Annotated in this window: 18 protein-coding genes; 17 read left to right on the top strand and 1 reads right to left on the bottom strand. The window is 48.5% G+C overall.

Annotation, left to right across the window (positions count from 1 at the left end):
• The first annotated feature begins 59 nt into the window (after nucleotides 1–59).
• From K7397_RS15025 to rpsI, 13 genes are all read left to right on the top strand, one after another.
• Nucleotides 60–704 carry an adenylate kinase gene (locus K7397_RS15025; RefSeq protein ID WP_223068756.1) on the top strand — a complete coding sequence of 215 codons (645 nt, stop codon included), beginning with the start codon at nucleotides 60–62 and terminating at the stop codon, nucleotides 702–704.
• A gap of 5 nt (nucleotides 705–709) precedes the next feature.
• Nucleotides 710–1,462: a type I methionyl aminopeptidase gene (gene map / locus K7397_RS15020; protein WP_223068755.1), complete on the top strand. Its 753-nt coding sequence runs from the start codon at nucleotides 710–712 to the stop codon at nucleotides 1,460–1,462.
• Between the two features lie 9 nt (nucleotides 1,463–1,471).
• Nucleotides 1,472–1,780: a KOW motif-containing protein gene (locus K7397_RS15015; RefSeq protein WP_420488789.1), complete on the top strand. Its 309-nt coding sequence runs from the start codon at nucleotides 1,472–1,474 to the stop codon at nucleotides 1,778–1,780.
• Nucleotides 1,781–1,782: 2 nt separating this feature from the next.
• Nucleotides 1,783–1,998 carry a translation initiation factor IF-1 gene (gene infA / locus K7397_RS15010; protein WP_006212898.1) on the top strand — a complete coding sequence of 72 codons (216 nt, stop codon included), beginning with the start codon at nucleotides 1,783–1,785 and terminating at the stop codon, nucleotides 1,996–1,998.
• 197 nt (nucleotides 1,999–2,195) lie between these two features.
• Nucleotides 2,196–2,309 (top strand): 50S ribosomal protein L36, encoded by a 114-nt coding sequence (gene rpmJ, locus K7397_RS15005; RefSeq protein ID WP_003333770.1) that lies wholly within the window; start codon nucleotides 2,196–2,198, stop codon nucleotides 2,307–2,309.
• Between the two features lie 23 nt (nucleotides 2,310–2,332).
• Nucleotides 2,333–2,701, top strand: coding sequence for a 30S ribosomal protein S13 (gene rpsM / locus K7397_RS15000; protein ID WP_223068754.1), 369 nt, complete (start codon nucleotides 2,333–2,335; stop codon nucleotides 2,699–2,701).
• Between the two features lie 19 nt (nucleotides 2,702–2,720).
• Nucleotides 2,721–3,116, top strand: a complete 396-nt coding sequence (rpsK, locus tag K7397_RS14995; RefSeq protein ID WP_009226663.1) for a 30S ribosomal protein S11 — start codon at nucleotides 2,721–2,723, stop codon at nucleotides 3,114–3,116.
• A gap of 129 nt (nucleotides 3,117–3,245) precedes the next feature.
• A complete protein-coding gene (locus K7397_RS14990; RefSeq protein WP_223068753.1) occupies nucleotides 3,246–4,190 on the top strand; it encodes a DNA-directed RNA polymerase subunit alpha in 945 nt (314 codons plus the stop codon).
• Between the two features lie 40 nt (nucleotides 4,191–4,230).
• Nucleotides 4,231–4,596, top strand: coding sequence for a 50S ribosomal protein L17 (rplQ, locus tag K7397_RS14985; protein WP_223068752.1), 366 nt, complete (start codon nucleotides 4,231–4,233; stop codon nucleotides 4,594–4,596).
• Nucleotides 4,597–4,730: 134 nt separating this feature from the next.
• Entirely contained in the window at nucleotides 4,731–5,525 is a 795-nt protein-coding gene (truA, locus tag K7397_RS14980) for a tRNA pseudouridine(38-40) synthase TruA (protein ID WP_223068751.1), read from the top strand.
• Between the two features lie 86 nt (nucleotides 5,526–5,611).
• The gene (locus tag K7397_RS14975) at nucleotides 5,612–5,968 is read left to right on the top strand and encodes a TFIIB-type zinc ribbon-containing protein (protein ID WP_223068750.1); all 357 of its coding nucleotides are present in this window, start codon (nucleotides 5,612–5,614) and stop codon (nucleotides 5,966–5,968) included.
• Nucleotides 5,969–6,311: 343 nt separating this feature from the next.
• Entirely contained in the window at nucleotides 6,312–6,749 is a 438-nt protein-coding gene (gene rplM, locus K7397_RS14970; RefSeq protein WP_223068749.1) for a 50S ribosomal protein L13, read from the top strand.
• Between the two features lie 20 nt (nucleotides 6,750–6,769).
• Entirely contained in the window at nucleotides 6,770–7,162 is a 393-nt protein-coding gene (gene rpsI / locus K7397_RS14965; protein ID WP_068698182.1) for a 30S ribosomal protein S9, read from the top strand.
• A gap of 169 nt (nucleotides 7,163–7,331) precedes the next feature.
• On the opposite strand, the gene K7397_RS14960 is transcribed toward rpsI, so the two are convergent.
• Nucleotides 7,332–8,312, bottom strand: a complete 981-nt coding sequence (locus K7397_RS14960) for a CobW family GTP-binding protein (protein ID WP_223068815.1) — start codon at nucleotides 8,310–8,312, stop codon at nucleotides 7,332–7,334.
• A gap of 284 nt (nucleotides 8,313–8,596) precedes the next feature.
• Between K7397_RS14960 and K7397_RS14955 the strand changes: the two genes are divergently transcribed.
• The 4 genes from K7397_RS14955 (at nucleotide 8,597) to K7397_RS14940 (ending at nucleotide 12,477) form a co-directional block, all read left to right on the top strand.
• Nucleotides 8,597–9,289: a phosphoadenylyl-sulfate reductase gene (locus K7397_RS14955; protein WP_223068748.1), complete on the top strand. Its 693-nt coding sequence runs from the start codon at nucleotides 8,597–8,599 to the stop codon at nucleotides 9,287–9,289.
• Nucleotides 9,290–9,306: 17 nt separating this feature from the next.
• Entirely contained in the window at nucleotides 9,307–10,476 is a 1,170-nt protein-coding gene (gene sat / locus K7397_RS14950; protein ID WP_223068747.1) for a sulfate adenylyltransferase, read from the top strand.
• Nucleotides 10,477–10,545: 69 nt separating this feature from the next.
• Nucleotides 10,546–11,304: an N-acetylmuramoyl-L-alanine amidase CwlD gene (gene cwlD / locus K7397_RS14945; protein ID WP_223068746.1), complete on the top strand. Its 759-nt coding sequence runs from the start codon at nucleotides 10,546–10,548 to the stop codon at nucleotides 11,302–11,304.
• Between the two features lie 69 nt (nucleotides 11,305–11,373).
• Nucleotides 11,374–12,477, top strand: coding sequence for an Mrp/NBP35 family ATP-binding protein (locus tag K7397_RS14940; protein ID WP_223068745.1), 1,104 nt, complete (start codon nucleotides 11,374–11,376; stop codon nucleotides 12,475–12,477).
• The last annotated feature ends 150 nt before the right edge of the window (nucleotides 12,478–12,627 follow it).

Raw genomic sequence — 12,627 nt, 5'->3', positions numbered from 1 at the left:
CTGGCACCTATCGTGCTGTTTCATGCAGCGGTGTTAGTCAAAAGAGGGAGCGATAAAGCATGAACATCTTACTCATGGGGCCTCCTGGAGCAGGAAAAGGAACACAGGCAGAAGCCATTGTCGGTGCATTCGGCATTCCTCATATTTCGACAGGCGATGCATTTCGTCTGGCGATTAAACAAGGAACGCCTGTTGGGCTTAAAGCCAAGGAATATATCGATCAAGGCTTGCTGGTACCTGATGATGTGACCGTCGGTATTGTCCGTGAACGTCTGCAGCAGTCCGATTGCGAAAAAGGTTTTTTATTGGACGGTTTTCCAAGAACCCTTTCGCAAGCGGAAGCGCTGGAAGATCTGCTTCATGAGCAAGGCCGTAAAATGGATCATGTCATTAACCTGAAGGTGGATCGCGACAAGCTGCTTGCGCGTCTTACGGGACGCCGCATTTGCAAATCTTGTGGAGCCACTTATCATGTGCTCTTTAATCCTCCCAAGCAGGAAGGTGTATGTGATAAATGCGGCGGCGAGCTGTACCAACGTTCGGATGATAATGAAGAGAGCGTAGGTACGCGGCTGGACGAATATATCAACAAGACAGCACCACTCCTCAAGTTCTACGAAGAAAAGGGATTGCTTCGCGAGGTTGACGGCGAAAAGGAAATTGATACGGTCTCGAAAGAAATCGTATCTTTACTGCGAGGTTAGGTGTAATGATCATTTGTAAATCCGAAACGGAACTAGGCTTTATGAGAGAAGCAGGGCGGATCGTTGCGGAATCGCACCGAATCTTGGCACAAGCGATCGAGCCGGGTATTACGACGGGAGAACTCGATCAAATCGCCGACAAGTACATTCGCAGCCAAGGCGCTGTGCCATCTTTTAAAGACTATAACGGTTTTCCTTACAGCATTTGTGCTTCGGTTAACGAAGAGTTGGTGCATGGATTTCCCGGCAAACGCGTATTAAACGAAGGCGACATCATCAGTCTTGATATCGGCGCAGAGTACCGTGGTTACCATGGCGATTCTGCCTGGACCTACCCGGTCGGGCGGATATCGGATGAAGCTAAGAGACTTCTCGAAGTCACGGAAGGTTCTCTGTACGCAGGCCTCGAGCTTGTCAAACCGGATGTTCGCTTGTTTACAATATCTCATGCTATCCAGCGCTATATTGAGGATGCAGGTTTTTCGGTGGTTAGGGAATATGTCGGACACGGCATAGGAACTAAGCTGCATGAGGAGCCGCAAATTCCGAATTATGGCGTACCGGATCGCGGACCAAGGCTGAAGCCAGGCATGGCGCTTGCCATAGAACCGATGGTTAATGCCGGAAAGCGTTATGTAAGAACGCTTGAGGACAATTGGACTGTCGTGACGGTTGACGGATCTCTGTGCGCGCACTTTGAGCATACGGTAGCTGTGACGAAGGACGGTATGGAAATACTCACAAAGCTGAATGCGTAGGTGAAGTGTTTGACAGATTATAGAGATGCGCAGATCGGTCAAATGGTGAGGGTGCTGAAGGGAAAAGACGCTGGTATCTACGGGGTTATCGTTGAACGGATGGATGAGAAGTTTGTCCGCATTGCCGATGGCAACAAACGAAAGTTCGATCAGGCGAAGCGTAAAAACTTGCAGCACCTGCAGCTTCTGCCGTGGATCAGCGAAGAGGTTGTAAACAGTTTAAGAGAAAGCGGTCGGGTAACGAACGGGAAATTGCGTCATGCAGTTATATCGTTCACTCGATTCACCGATACTATAACCGAAGAGAAAGGAGACTGACTTTGGCCAAAGAAGATGTCATTGAAGTCGAAGGTACGGTCATTGAACCGTTGCCGAATGCTACTTTTAAGGTAGAGCTTGAGAACGGTCATCAAATCCTTGCCCATGTTTCCGGTAAGCTGCGGATGCACTTCATTCGTATTCTGACAGGAGATAAAGTGGTCGTACAATTATCACCTTATGATCTGACCAAAGGTCGTATCACTTACCGTAAATAGATTCCATTACCGCTTTTCAATAGATTTGTGGTATAATTAAAAAGTTGGACTCTCTATGAAGTCTGAAGAGGCTTGCGAAGAAAGTTTTGCGTAGCAGAGCTGAGCGAAATGCTTTGAAGCCAGTTTTACTCCATAAAACTTATTCGTAGCTTTTGTGCCGGTTTTACTACTTGCGAAACTTTAAGGAGGTAATAAGCATGAAGGTAAGACCTTCTGTAAAGCCAATTTGCGAAAAATGCAAAGTCATTCGCCGCAAAGGCAATGTTATGGTAATTTGCGAAAATCCTAAGCACAAACAAAAACAAGGTTAATTAAGAAGGGGGTGTAGCGTAAAATGGCACGTATAGCTGGAGTGGATTTGCCACGTGATAAGCGCGTTGAGATCGCCTTGACTTACATTTTCGGAATCGGTAAGACGACTTCTCAGAAAATTTTGAAAGAAACAGGCATCAACCCGGACACTCGCGTTCGGGATTTGACGGAAGATGAAGTGAGCAAATTACGTGAAACGATCGACAAAGCGGTTAAGGTAGAAGGTGACCTGCGTCGTGAAATTTCCTTGAATATTAAACGTTTGATCGAAATCGGATGCTACCGCGGTGTGCGTCACCGTCGTGGCCTGCCTGTTCGTGGACAACGTACGAAAACGAATGCCCGTACTCGCAAGGGTCCTCGTCGTACTGTAGCGAACAAGAAGAAATAAGAAGGGGGGATAACAGACAATGGCTAAACCAAAAAAAGTCGTACGTACAAAACGCCGTGACCGTAAAAATATTGAATCTGGAGTGGCACACATTCGTTCCACTTTCAATAATACGATTGTTACGATTACCGACCCTCATGGGAACGCGATTTCCTGGGCAAGCTCAGGCGGTCTTGGTTTCAAAGGATCCCGGAAATCTACTCCGTTTGCTGCACAAATGGCTGCTGAATCTGCTGCCAAAGCTGCAATGGAACATGGCATGAAAACCGTCGAAGTTATGGTTAAAGGTCCTGGCGCCGGCCGTGAAGCTGCGATCCGCTCGCTTCAAGCTGCAGGCCTCGAAGTTAACATGATTAAAGACGTTACGCCAATCCCGCATAACGGGTGCCGTCCTCCAAAACGCCGTCGCGTCTAACCAGAAGCCAGCCTTTAGTGTGGTATAACGGCATCAGGATTTGGAAACAATGGATGTTTAGGCATACTACATGAACTGACTCGCAGGTAGAGTTTCATAAGGAGCGACGCTTCGAAGGAGGGTAATGCAGTGATAGAAATCGAAAAGCCAAAAATTGAAACCGTAGATGTTAACGATAACGGTACCTATGGAAAGTTCGTTGTAGAACCGCTTGAGCGGGGATACGGCACGACTCTCGGAAACTCGCTTCGGCGGATTCTGTTGTCCTCTTTGCCAGGTGCTGCGGTTACTTCGGTTCAAATCGATGGTGTTCTTCATGAATTCTCGACGATTCCTGGCGTAAAGGAAGACGTTACGGAAATCATTCTGAACCTGAAAGCTCTCTCGCTCAAAATTCATTCGGACGAGGAGAAAGTGCTCGAAATCGATGCTGAGGGTGAGGGGGTTGTCACTGCAGGTGATATTCGTGCGGACAGCGATGTGGAAATTCTGAATCCGGACCTGCATCTTGCTACGCTTGGTCCAGGATCCAGACTTCACATGCGTATCTTCGCCGGCCGCGGACGCGGCTATGTGCAGGCTGACAAGAATAAACGTGAGGATCAACCGATCGGTGTCATTCCCGTCGATTCGATCTATACTCCGATTTCACGTGTGAACTACGTCATCGAGAACACGCGTGTCGGACAAGTGACGAACTACGACAAACTCACCATGGAGGTTTGGACGGACGGAAGTATTCGTCCGGAAGAAGCGGTAAGCCTCGGAGCGAAGATCCTTACCGAGCATCTTTACCTGTTCGTTGGTTTGACGGATGAAGCCAAAGATGCGGAGATCATGGTTGAGAAGGAAGAAGACAAGAAAGAAAAAGTGCTTGAAATGACGATCGAAGAACTGGATCTCTCGGTACGGTCCTATAACTGTCTGAAACGTGCAGGTATTAATACCGTTCAGGAGCTTACTACGAAATCTGAAGAAGATATGATGAAGGTGCGCAACCTGGGTCGCAAGTCTTTGGAAGAAGTTCAGGAGAAGCTTCAGGAGCTTGGGCTCGGTCTTCGTTCAGAAGAGTAATATTCTTTCGTCTTAAGTTGTACACAAGGGAGGGAAAAACATGGCATACCAAAAGTTGGGACGCGATTCGAGCGCGCGTAAAGCTTTGTTCCGCGACTTGGTAACGGATCTGTTCCTGTATGAGCGCATTGAAACTACCGAAGCGAAAGCGAAGGAAGTTCGTTCAATCGCTGAGAAGCTGATCACTAAAGCTAAGCGTGGAGATCTGCATGCACGCCGTCAAGTGGCTGCATACGTTCGTCGCGAATCCATTGATGGAGAGCAGGATGCGATCCAAAAGCTCTTCTCCGAAATTGCACCTCGCTACAATGAGCGTCCAGGCGGATACACTCGTATTTTGAAGCTGGGACCTCGTCGTGGTGACGCAGCTCCAATCGTTTACTTGGAACTGGTCGACCGTGCTTAAGTGAGCCCGGAAATACGATTGCAATAAATGTTAAACTCTCTGTAGACTGGGCCGTTAGGCCAGCTATCGGAGAGTTTTTCTTTATAAACGAAAATCCTTCCTGTTCGCAATAAGACAATCTGGAGGGCTTCATTTTGCGCAATTTACTGATGACCGTCTGCTATGACGGAACCAGGTACTACGGTTTCCAGACGCAGCCTGGAGGCAACACGGTCCAGGACCATTTGGAGGCGGCGATTCGCCAGCTGACGCGTGAGACGATCAAGATTCATGGATCCGGGCGAACGGATGCCGGAGTGCACGCCAGGGAGCAGCCGTTTCACTTTATCACCTCTTCGAAGATTCCGGTAGAGCGTTGGCCGCTGGCGCTGAATGGACGTCTTCCCGCCGATATCCGGGTAACCGGAGCAAGGGAAGTGGCGCTTGACTTTCATTCCAGACGGTCCGCCAAACGAAAAACCTATCGTTATTCCATCAACGGAAACCCGATTCCCGATGTATTCTGGCGGAACTACCAGATTCATCATCCGGGAAAGCTGAACATTCCCGCGATGCGTGAAGGCTTGGCTCATTTGATCGGCACGCATGATTACACCTCTTTCGCTTCCCGGCATTCGACCAAAGCCAGTCATGTGCGCACTATTTATGAAGCGAAGCTTGAGGTGGATACCTCTCCTGTTTATTCTGGCACCAGGGAGCAGGGGATCATACATGTCTATCTGACTGGCAGCGGTTTTCTTCAGCATATGGTCCGGATTATTATCGGTACATTGCTGGAAGTAGGGGAAGGGAAGCGCCGCCCGGAGGACATGAAGACGATATTGGAGGCCAGGGACCGTAAAGCCGCAGGCCCGACAGCAGAGAGCAAAGGGCTCATGCTTTGGAAAGTGGAATATGATTCAGGCGAATTTCCCCCTCCATCCGACTAAATTTCGGCTAAATCAACTGATAAATGAAACTTGCTGCGAATATGATACGTAACATGTAGATAAAAGCTAAGGAGGACATCCATATCATGAAATGTCCGGTTTGTCATGATGTTCGTATGAAAGAAGTAGAGAAGGATGGCGTTCTAATCGATGTATGCCCTGAGTGTAAGGGCGTTTGGCTGGATCGTGGAGAGCTCGACAAGCTGCTCAGCGAAATTCGTGAGGTTCGTCCGGCTTTTAACGAGTGGATGGACAACCGGGAGCGGGGATATGAGTACGACCGAAGGGACAGGGACTACCACAAGCCCCATAACTCCGAAGACGAATCGCACTCGAAGCATGGTTATGACCCAAGGTATCCGCAGCAAGGATATAATAAAGATCATTATAAACACAAAAAGAAAAAATCCGTTCTCGATGTATTCGGCGATTTATTTGATTAAAACAAGTTCTGGAGGTTTAGCGAAGCTGTCTTTGGATCTTTTGCCAGGGCAGCTTTTTTGTTGCGTACTCATCCCTGCTGGCTGGCGGTAATACTTTTTGATGAAATAGACAAAAAGGCTTGCGCATTCATAGGCTATACTGTAAAATGTAAGTTGTGTGTTCTTGATGGCTTTCCCACGGCCCCCAAATCTTGAACCGCTCGAAGTGTAAGAAATGTTTTACCTAACCCAATAAATAATCAACGAACGAACATAAATATACGGATATTGAATTTAAGCTCGCTGCAGAGCTTGACCGTATACTAAAAGACGATTTGTGATGAGAATGAAGGAGGATCTTTTCATGCGTACCACCTATATGGCCAAGCCAAACGAAGTTGAGCGCAATTGGTACATCATTGACGCTGAAGGCAAAACTTTGGGCCGTCTGGCAAGTGAAGCAGCTGCGCTGATTCGCGGCAAACATAAACCACAATTTACTCCTCATGTGGATACAGGGGATTTCGTTATTGTGATCAATGCTGATAAAGTTGCCCTGACAGGCAAGAAGATGCAAAACAAGAAATACTATCGTCACTCCCTCCATCCGGGCGGTTTGAAAGTGACGGTTGCTCAGGATCTGCTCAAGACTAAACCTGAACGTATGATTGAATCTGCTGTATTCGGCATGCTTCCTAAGACACGTCAAGGCGAGAAGATGAAGCTGAGACTGAAAGCATATGCTGGCACTGAGCATCCACATGCAGCACAAAAACCTGAAGTTTACGAACTTCGCGGATAATTAAAAGGGAGGACAGTTTCATGGCACAAGTACAATACTATGGGACAGGTCGTCGTAAACATTCGGTAGCTCGTGTTCGCCTTGTACCGGGTGAAGGACGCATTGTCATCAATAAACGCGATATCAATGAATATTTCGGTTTGGAAACCCTCAAACTGATCGTTAAGCAACCTTTGAACCTGACAGAAACGCTGAACAGCTATGACGTTATCGTCATCGCCAACGGCGGCGGCATTTCCGGTCAAGCCGGAGCAATCCGCCACGGTATTTCCCGTGCTCTGCTCAAAGCGGACCCTGAATTCCGTCCAGCTTTGAAGAAAGCCGGATTCCTGACTCGTGACCCACGTATGAAAGAACGTAAGAAATACGGCCTCAAAGCAGCTCGCCGTGCTCCTCAGTTCTCGAAACGTTAATATCCCTTGTGTATCAAGGAATTTCAGCCCTTGGCCTATATTGGTCAGGGGCTTTAATTTTGCCTCTTAGCGTTTCGTAAGCTGGACAGCCATCATTTTGGAAAAATAGCAGAACAAAAAAGCGCCCTTACCTTCAAGGGCGCTTTTTATGTTTAGGGTTCCCGACGAATCAGTCGGCCACGCAGCTAGCAAACCGTTCACGGAACCAATCCTCGTCCAAATTCCGGCCAATGACAACGAATTCACTTAGACGCTTTTCGCTTGCGTTCCATGCACGGTCCGGATAAGAGCTGAACAGCATGTGGATCCCTTGGAACACAATCCGTTGCCGTACACCTTTAATGTTCAATATGCCTTTGTAACGGAACGTATCCACTCCATGATCCATAAGCCATTCATTCAGGAACAGTTCCACTTTGTTCAGATCAAGAGGGCGTTCTTCCTGAAAGAAAAGCGACATGACTTCATCATCGTGATCATGATCTGCCTCCTCCAGAAAGCCAGGATCGATTTCCAGTTTCTTTACCAGGTCAAAGGCTTCAATGCCGAGAATTTGATCCATCTCTATTCTGGATTGATTGGTGCGGTATTGTTTGGCAGCCGGATTCATGCTGCGAAGGCGCTGTTCGAGCTTGGAAAGCTGCTCCTCCGGAACCAGATCCGTTTTGTTCAGCAACAGGACATCGGCAAACGCAACCTGCTCCTGGGCTTCATGCCCATCATCCAGATGTTGATCCGCATGTTTGGCGTCAACGACGGTAACAATGGCATCAAGCTTATAAAAATCGGCAATTTCTTCATCCACGAAAAAGGTTTGTGCGACTGGGGCAGGGTCAGCCAAACCGGTTGTTTCAATCACAACGCGGTCAAAATCAACATTTCGCCCATTGCCGAGCTTGGCTTCTTTTAGGCTCTGCAGAATTCGGATCAAATCACCGCGAACCGTACAGCATATGCAGCCGTTATTCATTTCAAAAATCTCTTCGTCGGCGCCTACCACAAGCTGGTTATCGATGCCAACCTCACCGAATTCATTTACGATAACGGCAATTTTCCTGCCATGATTTTCAGTGAGAATATGGTTAAGCAATGTTGTTTTTCCAGCTCCAAGAAAACCTGTAAGGACAGTGACGGGGATGGGGGAAACCATTTTGTCAAGGGTGGACACGGAAATAAGCAACTCCTTTTTCTTTGATCAATTTTCATTTTCCTAATTCATAATAGTAATTATTACGATTAACCATAAAAGTATTATGAGCCTATTGTTATCTTTTGTCAAAACTTATTGAAAATAAAATACCATTTCGGATCTTCCATTGACATGAAGCGATCCTGATGTTACTTTAACATTAATAATTCTTAGTTGTTTAGTAGGACTTGTCCACTTTACTTCGTTATCGTTATAAAAGGGCCTCATAAAGGAGCGAAATATGAATGAACCTATTGGAGAAGGAACAACTGATCGCAGAGCAAGCCGTGAAATTGGAAACGGCCACTGCAGAAGAAGTTATCGCTTGGGCGGTGGAAACTTTTCCGAATATTACTTTTGCCTGCAGCTTCGGGTTGGAAGATGTAGTGTTGGTAGATATCCTGCACAAAATTAGTCCGAAGACGGATATTTTTTATCTGGATACGGACTTTCATTTCAAGGAAACTTACGAAACGAGAGATGTTCTCGCTGATAAGTACAATATCGATTTTGTCCGGGTTTCTCCGCTGCTTTCTCCTGAAGAACAGGCAGAGAAGCACGGAGCCGAGCTTTGGAAGAGCAGTCCGAACGAATGCTGCAATATCCGAAAGGTAGAGCCTCTTACTCGAATCCTGGGTCAATATGAAGCCTGGATTACAGGTATTCGCCGCGATCAAGCTCCGACCCGGGCCAATGCAAAGAAGATTGAATATGATGTCAAATTCGGTCTGGTTAAATTCAATCCGATTGCAGACTGGACATCTGAAGATGTATGGAATTATATTCGCGAGAACAACATCTATTACAACCCGCTTCATGACCGCAATTATCCAAGCATCGGATGTGAGCAATGTACCCGTGCCGTGCTTCCTGGAGAAGATCCTCGTGCAGGCCGCTGGTCGGGCTCTGACAAGACGGAGTGCGGACTTCACAAATAAGGAGGCAGCTTAGAAAAATGACTGCAATAGATCCCCATGGGGGCACGTTAATTCATCGTATCAGCGAAGGCGAAGAGCGGGAGAGATTGCTGAAGACAGCGGACGGCCTCCCGCAAATCGCTGTCAGCAGATGGGCGATCTCCGACCTGGACCTGATCGGGGTAGGCGCATTTTCGCCTTTGACTGGTTTTTTGAATGAAGAAGATTACCATTCGGTTGTACAGAATATGCGCCTTGCGGACGGAACGGTGTGGAGCATTCCGATCACTTTGTCCGTTCAGGAAGAGGAAGCGGCTGCCTTGTCTGTTGGTGGACAGGCTGCCCTTGTTGGCGAAGACGACGGCGTCATCTACGGATTGCTTTCTGTAGAAAGCATCTATCGTGTAGATCAGCAGGAGGAGGCGCGCCGGGTATTTAAAACGGATGATCCCGCGCATCCCGGTGTCAGAAAGCTGTCCGAACGTTCTTCCCTTTATGTGGGCGGGCCGATTACCGTGCTAAACCGTCCGAAGCCTGAACGTTTTGAAGAGTTTTATTTTGATCCGGCAGAAACAAGGCGTATTTTCGAGGAAAAAGGCTGGAGAACCGTTGTAGGCTTTCAAACGCGCAATCCGGTTCACCGTGCGCATGAATATATTCAGAAAAGCGCGATGGAAATTGTAGATGCGCTGTTCCTGAATCCGCTTGTAGGGGAAACCAAGTCAGACGACGTGCCGGCTGATATTCGGATGCAGAGCTATTTGACTCTGCTGGAGAACTACTATCCTGAAAATCGCGCCTTTCTGGGCGTATTTCCAGCAGCGATGCGTTACGCCGGCCCGAGAGAAGCTATTTTTCACGCATTGGTTCGTAAAAACTATGGCTGCACCCATTTTATTGTCGGTCGCGACCACGCCGGAGTGGGCGACTACTATGGCACATATGAAGCGCAGGAAATTTTCGGGAATTTCACGCCTGAAGAGATCGGCATAACCACGCTGTTCTTTGAACACAGCTTCTTCTGTCAGAAATGCGGGAACATGGCTACCAGCAAAACTTGTCCGCACGGCAAAGAGCACCATCTAACCCTTTCGGGTACAAAGGTAAGAGCTTTGCTGCGTGACGGCGTTTGCCCGCCTCCTGAATTCACTCGTCCGGAAGTAGCCCAAGTGCTTATTAACGGCATGTCTGAACAAGTTGCCCGTTAACCGGCATATTTGTCCACCTTGTCCCATATAGATGATTAGAATCTATATGGGGCGAAGGTGGTTTTTTCTATGAACAAAAGAAAAACAGTCACACTGTGGATTTCCCTAAGCCACATCAAGCGTCTTGTGTATGGTGCGGTTCTTCTTGCCTTGCTTATTGGTATTGTGGTGTATGAGGTTCCGGTGAAGAGGGTTTCAAACTATTGGAGCTTGCCTTTGGCGGGCAAGATGATCGCCTTGGATGCCGGCCATGGCGGACCGGATGGAGGAGCGTCTAGTAAGGACGGTATTATTGAAAAAGACATCAATCTATCCGTGGCGTTGTACCTGCGCGACTATCTCCAGCAGGCAGGAGCCATCGTCTATATGACTCGTGAGGAGGACAAGGATCTGGCTGATCCGGGCACAAGCGGCCTCAGCAAGCGCAAGACAGAGGATTTGAAGAGAAGGGTTAGGCTGATTGAAGAGAAGGAAGCCAAGCTGCTGGTGAGCATTCATATGAACAGCATCCCTTCAAACAGATGGAAAGGCGCTCAAAGCTTCTATCATCCGAGCCATCCGGAAAGCGGGGTTCTTGCGGATTTGGTCCAGGAGGAATTGCGCCGCAATCTGGAAAATACCGATCGGGTTGCCAAGGGCGCAGACTATGTTTATTTGCTCAAAGAGATGAAGATCCCGTCTGTTCTTGTTGAGGTGGGATTCCTTTCGCATCCAGAAGAATCAAAAATGCTTGGAGACGAGGCGTACCAGCGCAAGGTAGCTGCCGCCATTTATAAAGGGGTTCTGCGTTATGAAGCAGGTGAAAAGGCGAAACCTCCAGCACAATAGACCTGATAGTGGTATACTGAAAGCACATTCAATCCAGCGAATCTTTAATGACAAAGTTGAGGTGCTTTCATGATTACAAAAGAAGTGGTTTTGGCCGCACTCAGACCGATAGCGGAGCCTACGCTTCAGCGGAGTTTGGTAGAAATGCAGTGGATCAGGGATGTGATGGTGAAGGAGAACCGGATTTCCTTGACCGTCGTTGCCTTGGATAACAGCGAACAGCTACAGAAGGCGCTCGACAAGGAAATTAAAGATCGATTGGTACAAGCAGGCCTGGCGGATATTCACATCCGGCACCGGGAAGCTTCAGAGGCCGAACGAGAAACGGCGGGGCTTGCCCGGAAAGATGAAGCTGGTGGAGGACACAACCCTAAAGGCCATGGGGTCGGACTTGAGAAAGCTGCTTTGATGGATCCGTCCTCGGGTGTACATTTTATCGCCATTGCAAGCGGGAAAGGCGGAGTGGGCAAATCGACAATCACTGCGAATCTCGCCGTTTCGCTCGCCCGTCAGGGCAAGAGGGTAGGGCTAATCGATGCGGATATATACGGCTTCAGCATTCCCGATATGATGGGAATCGAAGAACTGCCGCAAGTGGAAGAAGGGTCCATTGTTCCGGTGGAAAGATTCGGCGTCAAAGTGATGTCCATGGGCTTTTTTATCCGCGAAAATAATCCTGTCATCTGGCGGGGCCCGATGCTGGGCAGAATGCTCCGGCAATTTCTCGGCGATGTCCAGTGGGGAGAACTGGACTATCTGCTCCTTGATCTTCCGCCCGGAACCGGGGATATCGCCCTTGACGTCCACCAGATGCTGCCTCAAAGCAAGGAGATTATTGTAACGACGCCGCATGCTACGGCCGCCTTTGTAGCTGCAAGAGCGGGTGCAATGGCATTGCAGACAAACCATGAGGTTTTAGGAGTCGTTGAAAATATGTCCTATTATGAGTGCTCCGCTTGCGGTCAGCGGGATTATATTTTTGGCCGCGGGGGAGGAGCAAGGCTGGCTGAAACGCTGCATACCGAGCTGCTGGCGCAGATTCCTCTGGGAATTCCGGACAACCACCTGTCAGAGCCGGATTTTTCCCCGTCTATTTACAAAGCGGATACCCGAACTGGGAGCCTTTATTCGGAAATGGCTGCCGCGATTATCCGGAAATGCGAAAAGGACTGACCCGAGGGTCGGTCCTTTTCCTTGTACGCCCAGCATGGGCGTCATCTACACGGTGAAAGTCCGGAATGGGGGCTGGCGAGCGCCTACCATTAGCCAAGGGTAAGGGTGTCCCATCGTGAGGTGGAATCTGAAGGAAGCCGGAGGCAAAAG

The sequence above is a fragment of the Paenibacillus caui genome, assembly GCF_019904135.1.
GTDB classification, from domain to species: domain Bacteria; phylum Bacillota; class Bacilli; order Paenibacillales; family Paenibacillaceae; genus Fontibacillus; species Fontibacillus caui.
Note: the sequence above shows the minus strand (reverse complement) of the source record. Positions and strands in the feature narration are given on the sequence as shown.